Source organism: Pseudoduganella namucuonensis (assembly GCF_900116645.1).
Taxonomy (GTDB): Bacteria; Pseudomonadota; Gammaproteobacteria; order Burkholderiales; family Burkholderiaceae_D; genus Rugamonas; species Rugamonas namucuonensis.
Window position 1 is genome coordinate 423,184 of record NZ_FPBO01000001.1, and the last position, 17,859, is coordinate 441,042.

Annotated in this window: 12 protein-coding genes; 10 read left to right on the forward strand and 2 right to left on the reverse strand. The window is 66.7% G+C overall.

Translation table 11 applies throughout. The features are described 5' to 3' along the window. The first annotated feature begins 41 nt into the window (after nt 1-41). From ald to BM436_RS01920, 10 genes are all read left to right on the forward strand, one after another. Nucleotides 42-1,154: an alanine dehydrogenase gene (ald, locus tag BM436_RS01875; protein ID WP_093552868.1), complete on the forward strand. Its 1,113-nt coding sequence runs from the start codon at nt 42-44 to the stop codon at nt 1,152-1,154. Nucleotides 1,155-1,172: 18 nt separating this feature from the next. Then, a complete protein-coding gene (locus BM436_RS01880) occupies nt 1,173-2,675 on the forward strand; it encodes a CoA-acylating methylmalonate-semialdehyde dehydrogenase (RefSeq protein WP_093552870.1) in 1,503 nt (500 codons plus the stop codon). Between the two features lie 96 nt (nt 2,676-2,771). Continuing rightward, the gene (locus BM436_RS01885; RefSeq protein WP_093552872.1) at nt 2,772-4,139 is read left to right on the forward strand and encodes an NAD(P)-dependent oxidoreductase; all 1,368 of its coding nucleotides are present in this window, start codon (nt 2,772-2,774) and stop codon (nt 4,137-4,139) included. Next, nucleotides 4,139-5,419, forward strand: coding sequence for an NAD-dependent dihydropyrimidine dehydrogenase subunit PreA (gene preA / locus BM436_RS01890; RefSeq protein WP_218164795.1), 1,281 nt, complete (start codon nt 4,139-4,141; stop codon nt 5,417-5,419). Before BM436_RS01885 ends, preA begins: the two co-directional genes overlap by 1 nt. A 164-nt stretch (nt 5,420-5,583) precedes the next feature. After that, on the forward strand, nt 5,584-7,068 hold the full coding sequence (locus BM436_RS01895; protein WP_093552874.1) for an NCS1 family nucleobase:cation symporter-1: 1,485 nt from the start codon (nt 5,584-5,586) through the stop codon (nt 7,066-7,068). 31 nt (nt 7,069-7,099) lie between these two features. Beyond that, nucleotides 7,100-8,494, forward strand: a complete 1,395-nt coding sequence (gene hydA / locus BM436_RS01900; RefSeq protein WP_093552876.1) for a dihydropyrimidinase — start codon at nt 7,100-7,102, stop codon at nt 8,492-8,494. Nucleotides 8,495-8,609: 115 nt separating this feature from the next. Continuing rightward, nucleotides 8,610-9,848 carry a Zn-dependent hydrolase gene (locus BM436_RS01905; protein ID WP_093552878.1) on the forward strand — a complete coding sequence of 413 codons (1,239 nt, stop codon included), beginning with the start codon at nt 8,610-8,612 and terminating at the stop codon, nt 9,846-9,848. 118 nt (nt 9,849-9,966) lie between these two features. Beyond that, nucleotides 9,967-11,133 (forward strand): zinc-dependent alcohol dehydrogenase, encoded by a 1,167-nt coding sequence (locus BM436_RS01910; protein ID WP_093552880.1) that lies wholly within the window; start codon nt 9,967-9,969, stop codon nt 11,131-11,133. 85 nt (nt 11,134-11,218) lie between these two features. Next, nucleotides 11,219-12,955, forward strand: a complete 1,737-nt coding sequence (locus tag BM436_RS01915; RefSeq protein WP_093552882.1) for a putative bifunctional diguanylate cyclase/phosphodiesterase — start codon at nt 11,219-11,221, stop codon at nt 12,953-12,955. A gap of 124 nt (nt 12,956-13,079) precedes the next feature. Continuing rightward, complete coding sequence (locus BM436_RS01920) at nt 13,080-14,099, forward strand: TraB/GumN family protein (RefSeq protein ID WP_093552884.1); 1,020 nt, start codon at nt 13,080-13,082, stop codon at nt 14,097-14,099. Nucleotides 14,100-14,165: 66 nt separating this feature from the next. On the opposite strand, the gene BM436_RS01925 is transcribed toward BM436_RS01920, so the two are convergent. Together BM436_RS01925 and BM436_RS01930 are read right to left on the reverse strand one after the other, a co-directional pair. Next, nucleotides 14,166-17,183 carry a TonB-dependent receptor plug domain-containing protein gene (locus tag BM436_RS01925; protein WP_093552885.1) on the reverse strand — a complete coding sequence of 1,006 codons (3,018 nt, stop codon included), beginning with the start codon at nt 17,181-17,183 and terminating at the stop codon, nt 14,166-14,168. A 75-nt stretch (nt 17,184-17,258) separates the two neighbouring features. Beyond that, nucleotides 17,259-17,786 carry a gluconokinase gene (locus BM436_RS01930; protein ID WP_229488756.1) on the reverse strand — a complete coding sequence of 176 codons (528 nt, stop codon included), beginning with the start codon at nt 17,784-17,786 and terminating at the stop codon, nt 17,259-17,261. Between the last annotated feature and the right edge of the window lie 73 nt (nt 17,787-17,859).

Here is a 17,859-nt window from a genome sequence, read left to right on the forward strand (position 1 = left end):
CCCCGGTTTCTGCGGTTGGTTTAAAAATCAAGGAGACGATGATGCTAGTAGGCGTACCGAAAGAGATCAAAAATCAAGAGTCGCGTGTAGGCCTCACCCCGGCCAGCGTGAAAGAGCTCACCCTGCGTGGCCACCAGGTTCTGGTGCAGAAAAACGCGGGCGCGGCCATCGGTCTGACCGACGCGATGTACGCAAGCTCCGGCGCGACGATTATCGATACGGCAGCCGAAATCTTCGCCCGCGCGGAGATGATCGTGAAAGTGAAGGAACCACAACCGCAGGAATGCGCGATGCTGCGCGAGAACCAGATCCTGTACACCTATCTGCACCTGGCGCCGGACCCCGAACAGACCAAGGCGCTGGTGAAGTCCGGCGCGGTGTGCGTGGCCTACGAGACCATCACCGGCCCCAACGGCGGCTTGCCGCTGCTGGCGCCGATGAGCGAGGTGGCCGGCCGCATGTCCATCCAGGCCGGCGCCGCGCACCTGGAGAAATCCAAGGGCGGCATGGGCCTGCTGCTGGGCGGCGTGCCCGGCGTCGCGCCGGGCAACGTGGCCATCATCGGCGCCGGCGTGGTCGGCACCAACGCGCTGCAGATCGCGGTCGGCATGGGCGCGAAAGTGACCATCCTGGACAAGAGCGTTGACCGGCTGCGCCAGCTGGACCTGGTGTTCGGCAACCGCGTCGCCACCCTGTACTCGAACGCGCAGACCATCGAGGAAGCCGTGCTGGAGGCGGACCTCGTGATCGGCGGCGTGCTGGTGCCCGGCGCCGCCGCACCCAAGCTGGTGACCAAGGACATGATCTCGCGCATGAAGCAGGGCGCGGTGGTGGTGGACGTGGCCATCGACCAGGGCGGCTGTTTCGAAACCTCGCACGCCACCACGCACGAACAGCCCACCTACGTGGTGGACGGCGTGGTGCACTACTGCGTGGCGAACATGCCGGGCGCCGTGGCGCGCACCTCGACCTTCGCGCTGAACAACGCCACCATCGCCCACGCGGTCGCGCTGGCCGACAAGGGCTGGAAGGCGGCGATGCAGAATCCCCACCTGAGGAACGGCCTGAATGTATGCCGCGGCCACGTCACCTATGAAGCGGTGGCGCGGGACCTCGGCTATCCCTATGTAGCGGCCGACACTTTGTTGGCATGAACAGAACCAAGGAAGATCATGAGTAATCTGGATACCATCACCCACTTCATCAACGGCGCCAAGATCGACACGCAAAGCGGCCGCTATGGTGACGTGTACAACCCGGCGCTGGGCGAGCCCGTCGCCCGCGTGGCGCTGGGCACGGTGGAGGACGTGGACGCGGCCGTGCAGGCCGCCGCCGCCGCCTTCCCGTCCTGGTCCGCCACGCCGCCGCTGACGCGCGCGCGCGTGCTGTTCAAGTACCTGCAGCTGTGCCAGCAGCACACCGACGAATTCGCCGCCATGCTGACGCGCGAACACGGCAAGACCTTCAGCGACGCCCAAGGCGAGGTGGCGCGCGGCATCGAGATGGTGGAATTCGCGGTCGGCATCCCGCAACTGCTGAAGGGCGAATTCACCGACCAGATCGCGCGCGGCATCGACGCATGGTCCATGCGCCAGGCGCTGGGCGTGGTGGCCGGCATCACGCCGTTCAACTTCCCCGTGATGGTGCCGATGTGGATGTTCCCGGTCGCCATCGCCTGCGGCAACACCTTCGTGTTGAAACCCTCCGAGCGCGATCCGTCTCCCTCGCTGCTGCACGCCAGGCTGCTGAAAGAGGCGGGCCTGCCCGACGGCGTGTTCAACGTGGTCCAGGGCGACAAGGTCACCGTCGACGCGCTGCTGGACCATCCGGTGGTGCAGGCCATCAGCTTCGTAGGCTCCACGCCGATCGCCGAATACATCTACGCGCGCGGCAGCGCCAACGGCAAGCGCGTGCAGGCCCTGGGCGGCGCCAAGAACCACATGGTGGTGATGCCGGACGCCGACATGGACATGGCGGTGGACGCCTTGATGGGCGCGGCCTACGGCTCGGCCGGGGAGCGCTGCATGGCGATCTCCGTGGTGGCCGCCGTCGGCGACGCCGGCGACAAGCTGATAGGCGCACTGAAACAGCGCACCGCCGCACTGAAAGTACGCGACGGCATGGCGGCGGACGCCGAAATGGGGCCGGTCGTCACGGCCGCCGCCAAGCAGCGCATCGAACGCCTGATCGGCGAAGGCGTGGAGCAGGGCGCGACCCTGGTGGTCGATGGCCGCGACTACAAGGTGCCCGGCCGCGAGAACGGCTTCTTCGTCGGCGGCACATTGTTCGACCACGTGACGCCGGACATGACGATCTACAAGGAGGAGATCTTCGGCCCCGTGCTGTGCGTGGTGCGCCTGCCGGACGTGGTGCACGCGGTGGAGCTGATCAACCGCAACGAGTTCGGCAACGGCGTGGCGGTGTTCACGCGCGACGGCGGCGTGGCGCGCGAGTTCGTGCGCCAGATCCAGGTCGGCATGGTGGGGGTGAACGTGCCGCTGCCGGTGCCGATGGCCTTCAACAGTTTCGGCGGATGGAAGCGCAGCATGTTCGGCGACCATCACGCCTACGGCCCGGAGGGCGTGCGTTTCTACACGCGCCACAAGGCCGTGATGCAGCGCTGGCCCAACACCGCCAGCGCTGGCGCGGAATTTGCATTTCCACAGATGAAGTGAACGGAAAACCTGAACCGAAGGGCCGGGGTCAGACCCACGGGGTCTGACCCCAGATTCTGCCGCTGGTTTTAGCTCAATCCAAGCAGGGATAACAAGATGATAGCCTCACTCACACACCTACCGCAGCCGAAAGCCACGAACGCCGAGTTGGGCGAACACTTCACCGACCTGGCGCCCGCCCTCAACGCGCGCCAGGCGGCGATCGAAAGCTCGCGCTGCCTGTATTGCTACGACGCGCCATGCACCCGCATCTGTCCCTCCGAGATCGATGTGGCGAGCTTCATCCGCAACATCCACGAAAAGAACGTCAACGGCGCCGCCGCCGGCATCCTGAAGCAGAACATCCTGGGCGGCAGCTGCTCGCGCGTCTGTCCCACCGAGATCCTGTGCGAGGACGCCTGCGTGCGCAACCACGACGCCGAGGGCCAGCCGGTGAAGATCGGCCTGCTGCAGCGCTACGCGATCGACAATATGCGTTTCGCGGAACACCCCTTCCAGCGCGCCGCGTCCACCGGCAAGAAGATCGCCGTGGTCGGCGGCGGCCCGGCGGGCCTGTCCTGCGCCCACCGTTTGGCCATGCTGGGCAACGACGTGGTGGTCTACGAGGCGCGCGAAAAGGCGGGCGGCTTGAATGAATACGGCATCGCCAAGTACAAGCTCACCGAGGACTTCGCGCACAAGGAAGTCGAGTTCCTGCTGGCCATCGGCGGCATCGAGGTGCGCCACGGCCAGAAGCTGGGCGACAACGTGCAACTGAAGGACCTGCACGCGCAGTACGACGCGGTCTTCCTCGGCCTGGGCCTGGGCGCGTCGCGCCGGCTGGGACTGACGGGCGAGGACGCGCCCGGACTGCTGGCGGCCGTCGACTACATCGCCGAACTGCGCCAGGCCGACGACTTGAGCAAGCTTCCAGTGCCCAAGCGCGCCGTCGTCATCGGCGCGGGCAACACCGCGATCGACATGGCGGTGCAGATCCAGCGCCTGGGCGCGGAGGAGGTCACGCTGGTGTACCGGCGCGGCTTCGACGACATGAGCGCCACCCACCACGAACAGGAGATCGCCAAGGCCAACCAGGTGCGCATGCGCACCTGGGCCCAGCCGCAGCAGGTGCTGCTGGACGGCGACGGCCGCGTGTGCGGCATGCGCTTCGAGCACACCGCGCTCGACGGCAAGCGCCTGGTCGGCACCGGCGTCACCTTCGACATCCCGGCCGACGCCGTGTTCAAGGCCATCGGCCAGAGCATGGACGAGGCCTCGCTGTCGGACGCCATGGCCGCCACCATGGACCGCGAAGCCGGCAAGATCCATGTCGACAGCCACTACCGCACCTCGGTGCCCGGCATCTACGCCGGCGGCGACTGCGTGGCGCCGGGACAGGACCTGACGGTGCAGGCGGTGCAGCACGGCAAACTGGCCGCGCTGGCCATACATCAAGACATCCTTTCGAAAGTGGAGGCTGCATAATGGCCGATCTGAGCATCAACTTCTGCGGCATCAAATCGCCTAACCCGTTCTGGCTGGCCTCCGCGCCGCCGACCGACAAGGCGTACAACGTGGTGCGCGCATTCGAGGCCGGGTGGGGCGGCGTGGTGTGGAAAACGCTGGGCGAGGATCCGGCCGCCGTCAACGTGTCGTCGCGCTACTCGGCGCACTACGGCAAGAACCGCGAAGTCCTGGGCTTCAACAACATCGAGCTGATCACCGACCGCTCGCTGGAGATCAACCTCCAGGAAATCACGGAGGTGAAGAAGGCCTGGCCGGACCGCGCCATCGTCGTCTCGCTGATGCTGCCCTGCGAGGAGGCCGCCTGGGCCGACATCCTGCCCAAGATCGAGGCCACCGGCGCGGACGGCATCGAACTCAATTTCGGCTGCCCGCACGGCATGCCGGAGCGCGGCATGGGCGCCGCCGTGGGCCAGGTGCCGGACTACGTGGAAATGGTCACGCGCTGGTGCAAGCAGCACACCAAGCTGCCGGTGATCGTCAAGCTCACGCCCAACATCACCGACATCCGCATGCCGGCGCGCGCCGCCCACAACGGCGGGGCGGACGCGGTATCGCTGATCAACACCATCAACTCCATCACCCACCTGGACCTGGACCGCATGGTGGCCTTCCCGGCGGTGGGCAACGCCAGCACCCACGGCGGCTATTGCGGTTCGGCCGTGAAGCCGATCGCGCTGAACATGGTGGCCGAGATCGCGCGCGACCCGCAGACCAAGGGCTTGCCGATCTCCGGCATCGGCGGCATCGGCAACTGGCAGGACGCGGCCGAGTTCATCGCGCTGGGCGCGGGCAGCGTGCAGGTCTGCACGGCGGCCATGCTGCATGGCTTCCGCATCGTCGAGGAGATGAAGGACGGGCTGTCGCGCTGGATGGACGAGAAGGGCTACCAGAGCATCGCCGATTTCATGGGCAAGGCCGTGCCCAACACCACGGACTGGAAATACCTGGACATGAACTACCAGGTGATCGCGCAGATCAACCAGGACGCCTGCATCAAGTGCGGCAAATGCTACATCGCCTGCGAGGACACCTCGCACCAGTCCATCGCGCAACTGATCGACGCGGCGGGCGTGCGGACCTACGAGGTGATCAAGGAGGAATGCGTGGGCTGCAACCTGTGCGAGATCACCTGCCCGGTGCAGGGCTGCATCACCATGGTGCCGCAGGACACCGGCATGCCCTATATGAACTGGACGCAGGACCCGCGCAATCCGCGCCGGGAGGTCAAGGCGGCTTAGCAGTACTTGGGTTCCCGCCTGCGCGGGAACGACGAGCGGCGCGGCCATGGGGACAGACCCATCGCGCCGCAGGCCAACGAGTAGGTTCGCGCCGCGGGTCGCGGGTCTGTCCCCGGTTTGCAGCACCCGGCGTAGCGAATTGTTGCATCTCATGGAGAACCGCAGTGAGCAAAGACCTGTCCGGTAGCACCCAACTCTGGAACGAAGACCTCGCGCCCACCAGCGCGGCGCAGCGCACCTGGCGCTGGTACCACTTCGCCGCGCTGTGGGTCGGCATGGTGATGTGCATCCCCGCCTACACGCTGTCGGCCAGCCTGATCGAGGGCGGCATGTCGGCCTACCAGGCCGTGTTCACCGTGTTCCTGGCCAACGCCATCGTGCTGCTGCCGATGCTGGCCATCGGCCACGCCGGCACCAAGTATGGCATCCCCTACGCGGTGCTGGCGCGCGCCTCCTTCGGCACCGCCGGCGCGCGCCTGCCAGCGCTGATGCGCGCCATTGTCGCCTGCGGCTGGTACGGCATCCAGACCTGGTTCGGCGGCCAGATGATCTACACGCTGATGGGCGTGACGCTGGGCGGCGAGATCGGCGGCGAAAAGATCGCCGGCCTCGGCATCAACGGCATGCAGCTGCTGTGCTTCCTGGCCTTCTGGGCCATCCAGTTCTGGTACATCGTGCACGGCATGGACGCCATCCGCAAACTGGAGACCTACACCGCGCCGCTGAAGATCGTCATCTGCTTCGTGCTGCTGGGCTGGGTCTACCAGAAGGCCGGCGGCTTCGGCCCGCTGCTGGACCAGCCCTCCCAGTTCGTCGAGGGCGGCAAGAAGGCCGGCCAGTTCTGGGTCGCGTTCTGGCCCTCGCTGACGGCGATGGTGGGCTTCTGGGCCACGCTGGCGCTGAACATCCCGGACTTCACCCGCTTCGCCAAGACCCAGCGCGACCAGGTGCTCGGCCAGTCCGTCGGCCTGCCGGTTCCCATGGGCCTGCTGGCCGCGCTGGCGGTGATCGTCACCTCGGCCACGGTGGTCCTGTACGGCAAGGCGATCTGGGACCCGGTCGACCTGGCCAGCCGCATGACCGGCGTGGCCGTGCTGGTGGCGCTGCTGGTGCTGCTGATCGACACCGTCAGCGTCAACCTGGCCGCCAACCTCGTGGGCCCCGCCTACGACTTTTCCGCGCTGGCGCCCAGGCACATCAGCTACCGCGCGGGCGGCTACATCACCGCCTCCATCGCGCTGGTGATGATGCCGTGGAAGGTGCTGGAATCAACCCAGGGTTATATCTTCACCTGGCTGATCGGCTACTCGGCGCTGCTGGGACCCATCGCCGGCATCCTCATCATCGACTACTACTTCGTGCGCAAGACGGAGCTGAACGTGGAGCAGCTGTACCGCGAGGACGGCATCTACTCCTACGGCAACGGCTGGAACATGGCCGCCATCGTCGCCTTCGTGGTCGGCGTAGTGCCCAACATCCCCGGCTTCCTGAACGCCGCCTTCCCCGCGTCCTTCCCGGACGTGGGCGACGTGTTCAAGACCATTTACACCTACGCGTGGTTCGTCGGCATCGCCATCTCGGCGGCCGTGTATGGCGCCATGATGAAGGGCAAGGCCGCGCCGGCGCTGCGTCCGGCCGCGCAACGCTAAGTTTGGAACAACCCCCAGGAGAACAGCAAACATGAGCATCCTTATCCGTGGCGGCACCGTGGTGAACGCGGACCGCGCCTTCAAGGCCGACGTGCTGTGCTTCGGCGACAAGGTGGTCGCCGTCGGCGAAAACCTGGACGCGCCGTCCTCAGCCCGCGTGATCGACGCCGGCGGCCAGTACGTGATGCCGGGCGGGATAGATCCGCACACGCACATGAACCTGCCCTTCATGGGCACCGTGACGGCGGACGACTTCTACACCGGCACCGCCGCCGGCCTCGCGGGCGGCACCACCACCATCATCGACTTCGTGATACCGAATCCGCGGCAATCGCTGATCGAGGCGTACCAGCAGTGGCGCGGCTGGGCCAAGAAGGCGGCGGGCGACTACACTTTCCACGTCGCCATCACCTGGTGGGACGAGACCGTGCACCGCGACATGGGCGTGCTGGTGCGCGACCACGGCGTGAACAGTTTCAAGCACTTCATGGCGTACAAGAACGCCATCATGGCCGACGACGAGACGCTGGTGAAAAGCTTCCGCCGCGCGCTGGAGCTGGGCGCCATCCCCACCGTGCACGCGGAGAACGGGGAACTGGTCTACCAGCTGCAGCAGGACTTGATCAAGCGCGGCCTGACCGGGCCCAGCTCGCATCCGCTGTCGCGGCCACCGGCCGTGGAGGCGGAAGCGGCCAACCGGGCGATCGCCATCGCGGGCGTGCTCAATACGCCGGTCTACATCGTGCACGTGTCCTGCGCCGAATCGCTGGAGGCCATCACGCGCGCCCGCGCCAACGGGCAGCGCGTGTACGGCGAGGCGCTGGCCGGGCACCTGATCATCGACGACAGCGTGTACCAGAGCGAGGACCTCGAGTTCGCGGCGGCCCACGTGATGAGTCCACCGTTCCGCGGCAAGCACCACCAGGACGCGCTGTGGCACGGCCTGCGGGGCGGCAACCTGCACACCACCGCCACCGACCACTGCACCTTCTGCGCCGAGCAGAAGGCGGCCGGCCGCGACGACTTCACGAAGATCCCGAACGGCTGCGGCGGCGTCGAGGACCGCATGGCCGTGATCTGGGACAAGGGCGTGAATGCGGGCCTGTTGACGCCGTCCGAGTTCGTCAAGGTGACCTCGGCCAACGCGGCGCAGATCTTCAACATCTACCCGCGCAAGGGCTTGGTGGCGGTGGGCTCGGACGCCGACGTCGTGGTGTGGGACCCGGAAGGCACGCGCACCATCTCGGCCAAGACCCAGCACGCCAAGGGCGGCTTCAACGTCTTCGAGGGCCGCACCGTGCGCGGCATCCCCACCACCACGGTGGCGGCGGGCAAGGTGGTGTGGCACAACGGCGAACTGACGGCGGTGGAGGGCGCGGGGCGGCATATCGACCGGCCGGCGTTCAGCGCCGTGTCGGCACGTTAATTCAAACCAGAGGCAAAACCCGGGGGGAAGTAGCCCCAGTGGGGCTGCTTTCGATCCCGAAGGGACAGACCTAATCTGTCCCCAGCATTCGCAGTTGGTTTAAAGGGAGCAAGCAATGAGCGACATAAAAGTAAACGGCGACCGCCTCTGGTCCTCCCTGATGGAGCTGGCCAAGATCGGCGCCACGCCCAAGGGCGGCGTCAAGCGCCTGACTCTGACGGACCTGGACAAGCAGGGCCGCGACCTGGTGGTCGGCTGGGCGAAGGAGGCCGGCATGAGCGTCACGGTCGACCAGATCGGCAACGTCTTCATGCGCCGCGACGGCGCCAACAACGACCTGCCCCCCATCATGACCGGCAGCCACATCGACACCCAGCCCACCGGCGGCAAGTTCGACGGCAATTACGGCGTGCTGGCCGGCATCGAAGTCGTCCGCACCCTGAACGACCGCGGCATCCGGACCGAGGCCCCGATCGAGGTCGCCTTCTGGACCAACGAGGAGGGCTCGCGCTTCGTGCCCGTGATGATGGGCTCGGGCGTCTTCTGCGGCGCCTTCACCCTGGAGCACGCCTACGCCGCCAAGGACGTGGACGGCAAGACGGTCGGCGAGGAACTCGAGCGCATCGGCTACAAGGGCGACCAGGTCCCCGGCCAGCACCCCATCGGCGCCTACTTCGAAACCCACATCGAGCAAGGCCCCGTGCTGGAGGACGCCGACAAGGTCATCGGCGTGGTGCCCGCCGTGATGGGCCTGTCCTGGTACGACTGCACGGTGACGGGCATGGAGGCCCACGCCGGCCCCACGCCCATGCACCTTCGCAAGGACGCGATGCAGGTCTCCACCAGGATCATGCAGGAAGTGGTGGCCATCGCCAACCGCTACCCGCCGTACGGCCGCGGCACGGTGGGCATGGTGCAGGTGTTCCCCAACAGCCGCAACGTCATCCCCGGCGAGGTCAAGTTCAGCATCGACCTGCGCAACGTGAACGACGCGCTGCTCAACACCATGCACGAGGAAATGCTGGCCTTCGTCGAGCGGACCCGCCAGGAAACGGGACTGGGCATCCAGGTCGAGCGCGTGTCCTACTACCCGCCGTGCCCCTTCCACCCGGACTGCGTGGACGCGGTGCGCAACGCCACCGCCAAGCTGGGCTACTCGACCATGGACGTGGTGTCCGGCGCCGGGCACGACGCCATCTACGCCGCCCGCGTGGCGCCGGCCGGCATGATCTTCGTGCCGTGCAAGGACGGCATCAGCCACAACGAGATCGAGGACGCCAGGGCCGACCACCTCGAGGCCGGTTGCAACGTGCTGCTGCACGCCATGCTCGAGCGGGCGGGGCGGGCCGCCTGACACAACGGCGCGCGTCGCCCGCTCCTACACGCCCGGGCGACGTGCGCCGACACGCCGCGCCCGGCGGTCTTCCTACACTGAGTGGCACACCTTTTACAACTCAGTCGGGAGATCCACAATGCGCGCACTCTGCTATCACTCCGCCCACGAAGTTTCCGTCGACACCGTTCCCGACCCCGTCATCCAGGAAGCGGACGACATCATCATCCAGATCACCGCCACCGCCATCTGCGGCTCGGACCTGCACCTGTACCGCGGCAAGGTGCCCGGCATGCACGAGGGTGACGTGCTGGGCCACGAATTCATGGGCATCGTGGTCGAAGCCGGTTTGTCGGTGACCAAGCTGCGCAAGGGCGACCGCGTGGTGGTGCCCTTCGTAATCGCCTGCGGCAGCTGCTACTTCTGCGACCACCAACTGTTCTCCGCCTGCGAAACCACCAATCCCGACCGCGGCACCATCATGAACAAGAAGAGCTTGCGCTCCGGCGCGGCGCTGTTCGGCTTCAGCCATTTCTACGGCGGCATGCCGGGCGGGCAGGCCGAGTACGTGCGCGTGCCGAAGGCCAACGTCGGCCCCATCAAGATCCCGGACGCGCTGCCGGACGAGAAAGTGCTCTTCCTTAGCGACATCCTGCCCACCGGCTACCAGGCCGTGCTGAACACGGGCGTGGGCAAGGGCGGCAGCCTGGCCATCTACGGCGGCGGACCGGTGGGCCAGATGGCGGCGGCCACCGCGCGCATGCTGGGCGTGGAACGCATCTTCATGGTGGACCACCATCCCTACCGGCTGGAATTCGCCCGCAGCACCTACGGCATCATCCCCGTCAATTTCGACGAGGTGGACGCGGCCGAGTACATCATCGAGAACACCGGATCGCGCGGCGTGGACGGCGTGGTGGACGCCGTGGGCTTCGAGGCCAAGGGCAGCGCGGTGGAAACGGTGATGACCAATTTGAAACTGGAAGGCAGCAGCGGCGCCGCGCTGCGCCAGTGCATCGCGGCCTGCCGGCGGGGCGGCACGGTCAGCGTGCCGGGCCTGTACGCGGGCTTCATCCACGGCTTCCTGTTCGGCGACCTGTTCGAGAAGGGGCTGACCATCAAGGCCGGCCAGACCCACGTGCAGCGCTTCATGCCCGAGCTGCTGGAATTCATCGGCGAGGGCAAGCTGCATCCGGACGTCATCATCTCGCACCGGCTGCCGCTGGAGGACGCCGCGCTGGGCTACAAGATGTTCGACAAGAAAGAAGACAATTGCCGCAAGGTGATTTTGCGTCCGGGCTCCTAGCGTCACGCTAGCTTCTACGGCAGACCCTGCCTTGACCCAGTCGCGGTAGAATCGGTGATCGAACTTTGCCCGGGGGGCTGCCGCGATGACCGAAGAAGAGCGCCTGCTGCGGCTGGAGGAAAACGCTCATCGGCTGGGCGTCCGCCTGGCCGCCACGCTGGAGAGCATCACCGATGCCTTCCTGATGCTCGACCGCGACTGGAAGCTCACCTTCATCAACCGCGAGGCCGAGCGCCTGCTGCAGTGCGCGCGCGCCGAAGTGATGGGCGTCAACATCTGGGAGACCTTTCCGGAGGCGGTCGGCGGCCCCTACTACCGCGCCTACCACCAGGCGGTCGATACCAACACCTCCGTGTCGTTCGAGGAATACTACCCGCCCTTGAACCTGTGGACCGAGGTGCGCGCCTACCCGTCCGACGACGGCCTGGCCATCTACTTCCTCGACATCAGCAAACGCAAGGAGCAGGAGGCCGCCTTCCACCGGCTGGCCTTCTACGACCGGCTGACGGGTCTGCCCAACCGGCAACTGCTGGTCGAACGCATGAGCCAGACGATGGAGCGGTGCCGGCAGGGCGGACGCAGCGGCGCCGTGCTGTTCATCGACCTGGACAACTTCAAGGCCGTCAACGACGCGCGCGGCCACGACAAGGGCGACGTGCTCTTGCACCAAGTGGGCGAACGCCTGCAGAGACAGGTGCGGCCGGGCGACACGGTGGCGCGCTTCGGCGGCGACGAGTTCGTGATCCTGCTGGAAGACCTGGGCGCCTGCCGGGAGGCCGCCGCCCGGCACGTGCAAGAGGTCGCCGACAAGGTGCTGCAAGCGTTCGCGCTGCCCTTCGACATCGACGGCGTGGTCCAGTACAGCACCCCGAGCGTGGGCATCGCCATGCTGGACGGGGACAGCGGCGGCGTGGACGAGGTGCTCAAGCGGGCCGACCTGGCCATGTACCAGTCCAAGGCCGGCGGGCGCAACATGGCCAACTGGTTCGAGCCCGGCATGGCGCAGCGCGTGGCCGCGCGCGCCGCGCTGGAGGCGGACATGCGCCACGCCCTCAACGCCCGGCAGTTCGAGCTGCACTACCAGCCTCAATGCGACTTGGAGGGCCGGATGAGCGGCGCCGAGGCGCTGCTGCGCTGGCATCATCCGCGGCGCGGGCATGTGCCGCCGATCGAGTTCGTCCACCTCGCCGAGGAGACCGGCCTGATCGTTCCGTTGGGACGTTGGGTGCTGGACAGCGCCTGCCGCCAACTGGCGCTATGGGCGGCGGACGCAAGGACCGCCGGCCTGCGCATGGCCGTCAATGTCAGCGCCTGCCAGTTCCTGCGGCCGGACTTCGTCGACCAGGTGCTGGCGGTGCTGGCCGAAACCGGCGCGCCGGCGCGCCGGCTCAAGCTCGAGCTCACCGAAAGCCTGCTGCTCAGTGATCTGGACGGCACGATCGGCAAGATGGAACGGCTGAGGCAGACCGGCATCGGCTTCGCGCTGGACGATTTCGGCACCGGCTATTCGTCGCTGGCCTATCTGCACCGGCTGCCGCTGGAACAGCTGAAAATCGACCGCAGCTTCATCTGGGACGCGCAAGACGCCCGCCACGGCGGCGCCATCGTCCGCACCATCGCCGCGCTGGGCAAGGCGCTGCAGATGGAGGTGATGGCCGAGGGCGTCGAAACCGCCCAGCAGCGCGACTTCATCGCCGAGGTGGGCTGCCGTAGCTACCAAGGCTATTTGTACAGCCGGCCGTTGCCGCCGGAGCGGTTGGCCGAGTTCGTTGCGGACGGCAAGATTGCCTTTCCCATGGCTTCCTTGGGGCCCGCCACCTAATTTACCTCTTCAACACTTTGTTTCCACCGAATCTGGTGCGTATCCCTGCATGACACAAAGAGTTACACACTTGGCAATTTAATAGAGGTAACATTGCTTTCCATTAAAAATAGCCAGGTGCCCCATGCGCAAAAGTCTCCTCTCCATGCTGCTGATCTCCTCGCTGGCAACGCCGTCCTACGCGCAGACCGAAACCGTCCCCCCGGACCAGCAGCCAGACGCGGCGGTCGAGACCGTGGTGGTGGCCGGCCAGCGCCCCGGCCCCGGTCTGTGGAAGGTGAGCAAGGACGACCACGTGCTGTGGATACTCGGCACCCACAGCCCCCTGCCCACGCAAATGACCTGGCGTTCGCAGCAGGCGGAAGCGACTTTGGCCCAATCGCAGGAAGTGCTGGGACAGCCCGGCGCGGGCTTCGGCATTTCGGCCACGCCCATGAATATCCTGAGGGGCCTCACCATGTTGCCGACGCTGGTGGGCGTGCAAAACAATCCGGACGGCGCGAAGCTGCAGGATGTCCTCGACCCCGACGTGTACGCCCGCTGGTTGCTACTCAGGAAAAAGTACCTGGGCGACGATACCAGCCTGGAGCGCCAGCGCCCGATCTTCGCGGCGCAAAAGCTGTTTGACAACGCGCTCAACAAAACCGGCCTGAGCAAACGCGACGTGGTGGAAGAGGCGGTGCGGGCGCTGGCCAGGAAATCCAGCATCAAGTTCACCGCCACCGATGTGCGCGAGGAACTCGACGATCCCAAAGCCGCCCTCAAGGAATTCAAGAAATCCGGGCTGACGGACCAGGAGTGCTTCGCCAAAACGCTGGCGCGGCTGGAAACGGATCTCGACGCCATGCGCGTGCGCGCCAACGCCTGGGCCGTCGGCGACATCGACAAGATAGAAAAGCTCACCTTCGCCGACAACACCTCCGAATGCAACGCCGCGCTGCAGAACAACGCGGCGTTCAAGTCTCGGCCGGAGCTGGCGAGCCTGCCGCAACGCGCGCGCGACAACTGGGTGGCGGCGGCCGAGAGGTCGCTGGCGGCCAACCGTTCGACCTTCGCCCTGATGCCTCTGAAATTGCTGCTGGACCCGAAAGGATATCTGGCCGACCTCCAGGCGAAAGGCTATGTCGTGGAGAAGCCGGAGTGACGGCCGCCCGGCTGGCCTGGTGCGAGGGTGCGCCCACCCCGCGCCAGCCGGCGTTTGCCTCGCCGCCTAGAAGTCGTAGCGCACGCCCGCGCGGTAAGTGCGGCCCAGCACGTCATACAGGGCCGGGTTGATGCCGTAGCTCAGGTTGGTCTGCGGCGCCGCCACCGGGTCCACATTGGCGACGTTGTCGATCTTGAAGAAGGCGGTCAGGTTCTTCGAGTACTTGTAGCTGCCGCCGATGTCGACGTAGAACGCGCCCTTCATCTTGTTGTCGAAGATGGTCGGGTGGATCACGGTCGAGACGGGGCAATTGCTCTGGCATTCGATGAACTCGTTGCTGTAGACGCCCTTGCTGACCCAGCGCTCGCTCAGCGTCAGGCTGATCCGGTCGTGGTCCCAGGTCTGGGTCGCCAGCAGTTTCCAGTCCGGCGTGTTGCCCAGGTTGACGCCCGCGCCCTCGGTCGGAATGGTGCCGACCACGCCGGAGTCGGTGATGAAGCTGATGGTGTGGGTCGCCAGCGCGCGCAGCGTCAGGCGGCCCGGCAGGCCCAGCGCCGTCAGGCCGGTGCGGTAGGCCGCCTCGATGTCGAAGCCCTTGTTGCGCAGCGAAGCGAGGTTGAACGCCTGCACCGTCACGAAGTTGCTGCCCGGCGTGTTCAGCACCATGGCGCCGCAGATTTCCTGGTTGCCGGCCGCGCACAGGTCGACCTCCTGCTGCGCCGACAGGGCCGAGATCACGTCGTCGACCTTGATGTCGAAGTAGTCGATGGACGCGCTGAAGCCCGGCGCCCACGACGGCTGGCTCAGCACCACGCCCAGCACGGTGTTGCGCGCGATTTCGGGACGCAGCTGGGTGTTGCCGATGGTGCGCTGCTGGATTTGCACCGACGTGCCCTGGTGGTTGACGGCGGCGTTGACGACCACCGGCGCGGCGAACAGTTCACTCAGATTGGGCGCGCGCACGTCCTGCGAGGTCACCGCGCGCAGCATCAGGCCGTCGACGCCGGTCTTCCAGTTGGCGCCTGCCTTCCAGCTGTTGACATAGCCGGAGGTACTGTAGCGGGTGCGGCGTCCCGCCAGGTTCAGGTTGGCGTCGCCCCAGGCGGCTGACTTGAGCATGGGCAGGTTCAGTTCCAGGTAGGCTTCCTTGACGCTGTAGGCGCCCTCGGCATTGTGGTAGTTGCCGGCGTACCAGTTGTTGCCGACGGTCGAATTCAGCAGCGGATCGGCCGGATACTCGGCGCTGTTCGGGCTGTTCGCCGACACGCCGTTGCCGTAGGGATCGCCGCGCACCGTGTATTCCTCCTTGCGCCATTCGGCGCCGGTGGCGATGGCGACCGGGCCGGCCCACGAAGAGAACGGTTCGCCGTTCAGGTTGAAGCTGGCGACTTGCTGCGTTTGCCTGGAGTGCTGCTGCGGTCCGTTGGCGGGTGAGATGTAGGCCATCGCGGCGGGATCGGCCGGCACGTTGCCGATGATGTTGAGCGGCTTGCAGCCGGACGCCACGGCGGCCGGATTGCGGCAGGCGATGCCGCCGTTGGCGAGGCGCACGGCGTCGATGGCGGCCAGGTAGCGGCTGTTCAGGGTCATGTCGTAGACCATGATGTCGGTGTCGTTGCCGCCGTGCTGGGCATAGGCGTTGTAGTTCCAGTCCTTGCCGAACGCGTTGAAGCGGCCCTCGGCGCCGGCGACGAAACGCTGTTGCGTGCGGGTGGGGTGCACGTTGATGTTCTCGGGGAAGATGGCGTTGGCCGTGCCGTACTTGAAGCTGCTGATGTTGTTGGCGGCGCAGGCCGCCTTGATGGACGCCGGCAGGAAGGGGTTCTCGCACTGGATGTCCAGGTTGCCCTGCTTGGCCGCGCCCGGGTTGGGCGAGAAGTGCGAGGCCACCTGGCCGTAGTTGGCGCTGAAGAACAGGGAATTGTCGGCGTCGAGGTCGAGGCCGACGCGGGTGTAAGCCACTTTGCGCGTCAAGTCCATGCCGAGCGTGGTGCCGGCGCCCACGCTGCCGCTCAGGTCGCCGCCCACGCAGAACGGGGCGACGCAGTTGCTGACGCCGCCGGCGTAGTTGGGCTTGCCGTTGGAGCCGTACTGGAACTGGTAGGGTTGGCCGTTGTCGCCGAACGCCGTGCCTTGCAGCGGGCCGTTGGTGATCAAGCCGTACTTGGCATACTGGAATTGCTGCGCGTGCTCGATGTAGCGGTACTGCGGCTTGCCGTCGTTGGTCTGGCCCAGCGGGCGGACTTCGAAGGCGGGATTCTTGTACCAGTCGCGGCCGTTGGCGCCCACCTCGCCGAAGCCGGGCGAGGGCACGCCTTTCTCGCGGCCGTATTCGCCGCTGACCACGACATGCAGCTTGTCGTCCATGAAGGCCCGGCCCCAGGCCGCCTGCAGCGAGCCGTTCCTATCGTCGCCGTAGGTGGTCTGGCCGCCTTCGACCTTGGCCTTGAAGCCTTCGAATTTCCTGTCCGTGATGAAGTTGACGACCCCGCCCACGGCGTCCGAGCCGTAGGAGGCCGAGGCGCCGCCGGTCACCACGTCGACCCGCTTGATCAGCAGTTGCGGGAACTGGCTCACGTCCGTCACGCCGGTCACGTTGGCGCCGACCACGCGCTGGCCGTCGAGCAAGGTCAGCGTGCGGATCGGGCCCAGGCCACGCAGCGAGAGCGAGCTCAAGCCCTGGATGCCGCTGCTGGTGCTGTTGGTGCTGGTGGTGCGGCCGGTGCTGCCCTGCAAGGCCGGCAGTTCGGCGATGGCGTTGAACAAATTGGGCTTGGCGGACTTCTCCAGGTCGGCGCTGCTGAGGGTGGTGGTCGGCGTGGGCTGGGTGAAGCCGCGCGAGGCGATGCGCGAACCGGACACGGTGACGACGGTGTCGATGGCGGCGGCGGTCGCGGGCGAGGGCGAGGGCGCTGGGCCGGGTGTGGCGGCCGCTTGCGGGCCGGCGGCGTTGGCGTCCGCTGGGGCGGCCGTTTCGGTCGCCGCCTGGTTCGCGGCCTGCTGCGCGTGGCCAGGCATGGCCAGCCAGGCGCAGGCGCCGGCGACGGCCAGGTTGATCAGGGTTCTACGGCTTGGATTGCGCATGACTAGTCTCCATTATTTTCATTTATATGCTTGCACGCAGTAGTACGGGTGGTGCTGCGCGGGTGGATCGCCGGGCTATCCACCCGCGTCCGGGCGGCCGCGTTCGTTGCCGAGGATGGCCGCGACCAGATCGGCCGGGGCGAGCCGGATGTCGAGGCTGATGCCGGCCTCGTCGGCCTGCAGCGGCTGCAGGTCGCGGAACTGGCTGTCGAGCAGCGAGGGCGGCATGTAGTGATCGACGCGGGCCTGCATGCGGGCCGCGATCAGCGCGCGCGGCCCGTCCAGGTGCGCGAAGCGCAGCGCGGGGTCTGCCTCGCGCAAGAGGTCCCGGTAGCCGCGTTTGAGCGCCGAGCAGGACAGCACCAGGCCGGTGCCGCTGTCCCGCGCGCCGCGCACTTCCGTCCGCAAGGCGCGCAGCCAGTCGGCGCGGTCGTCGTCGTCGAGCGGCTGGCCGGCCGACATCTTGGCGACGTTGCTGGCGGGATGGTATTCGTCGCCCTCGATGAAGGGCACGCCCCGCGCCAGGGCCAGCGCCTGGCCGACCGTGCTCTTGCCGCAGCCGCTGACGCCCATCACGACCCACAGAATTTTATTGTTTTCCATCCACTTCCTTAAGTAGCGCTATCATTTTTCTCAGACGTATCCGAAGTTAATTCCTCTGTTTATCAATGGCTTC

Coding starts and splice junctions, on each gene's coding strand:
- ald (WP_093552868.1), top strand. CDS start 42: ATGCTAGTAGGCGTACCGAAAGAGATCAAAAATCAAGAGTCGCGTGTA.
- BM436_RS01880 (WP_093552870.1), top strand. CDS start 1,173: ATGAGTAATCTGGATACCATCACCCACTTCATCAACGGCGCCAAGATC.
- BM436_RS01885 (WP_093552872.1), top strand. CDS start 2,772: ATGATAGCCTCACTCACACACCTACCGCAGCCGAAAGCCACGAACGCC.
- preA (WP_218164795.1), top strand. CDS start 4,139: ATGGCCGATCTGAGCATCAACTTCTGCGGCATCAAATCGCCTAACCCG.
- hydA (WP_093552876.1), top strand. CDS start 7,100: ATGAGCATCCTTATCCGTGGCGGCACCGTGGTGAACGCGGACCGCGCC.
- BM436_RS01905 (WP_093552878.1), top strand. CDS start 8,610: ATGAGCGACATAAAAGTAAACGGCGACCGCCTCTGGTCCTCCCTGATG.
- BM436_RS01910 (WP_093552880.1), top strand. CDS start 9,967: ATGCGCGCACTCTGCTATCACTCCGCCCACGAAGTTTCCGTCGACACC.
- BM436_RS01915 (WP_093552882.1), top strand. CDS start 11,219: ATGACCGAAGAAGAGCGCCTGCTGCGGCTGGAGGAAAACGCTCATCGG.
- BM436_RS01920 (WP_093552884.1), top strand. CDS start 13,080: ATGCGCAAAAGTCTCCTCTCCATGCTGCTGATCTCCTCGCTGGCAACG.
- BM436_RS01925 (WP_093552885.1), bottom strand. CDS start 17,183: ATGCGCAATCCAAGCCGTAGAACCCTGATCAACCTGGCCGTCGCCGGC.
- BM436_RS01930 (WP_229488756.1), bottom strand. CDS start 17,786: ATGGAAAACAATAAAATTCTGTGGGTCGTGATGGGCGTCAGCGGCTGC.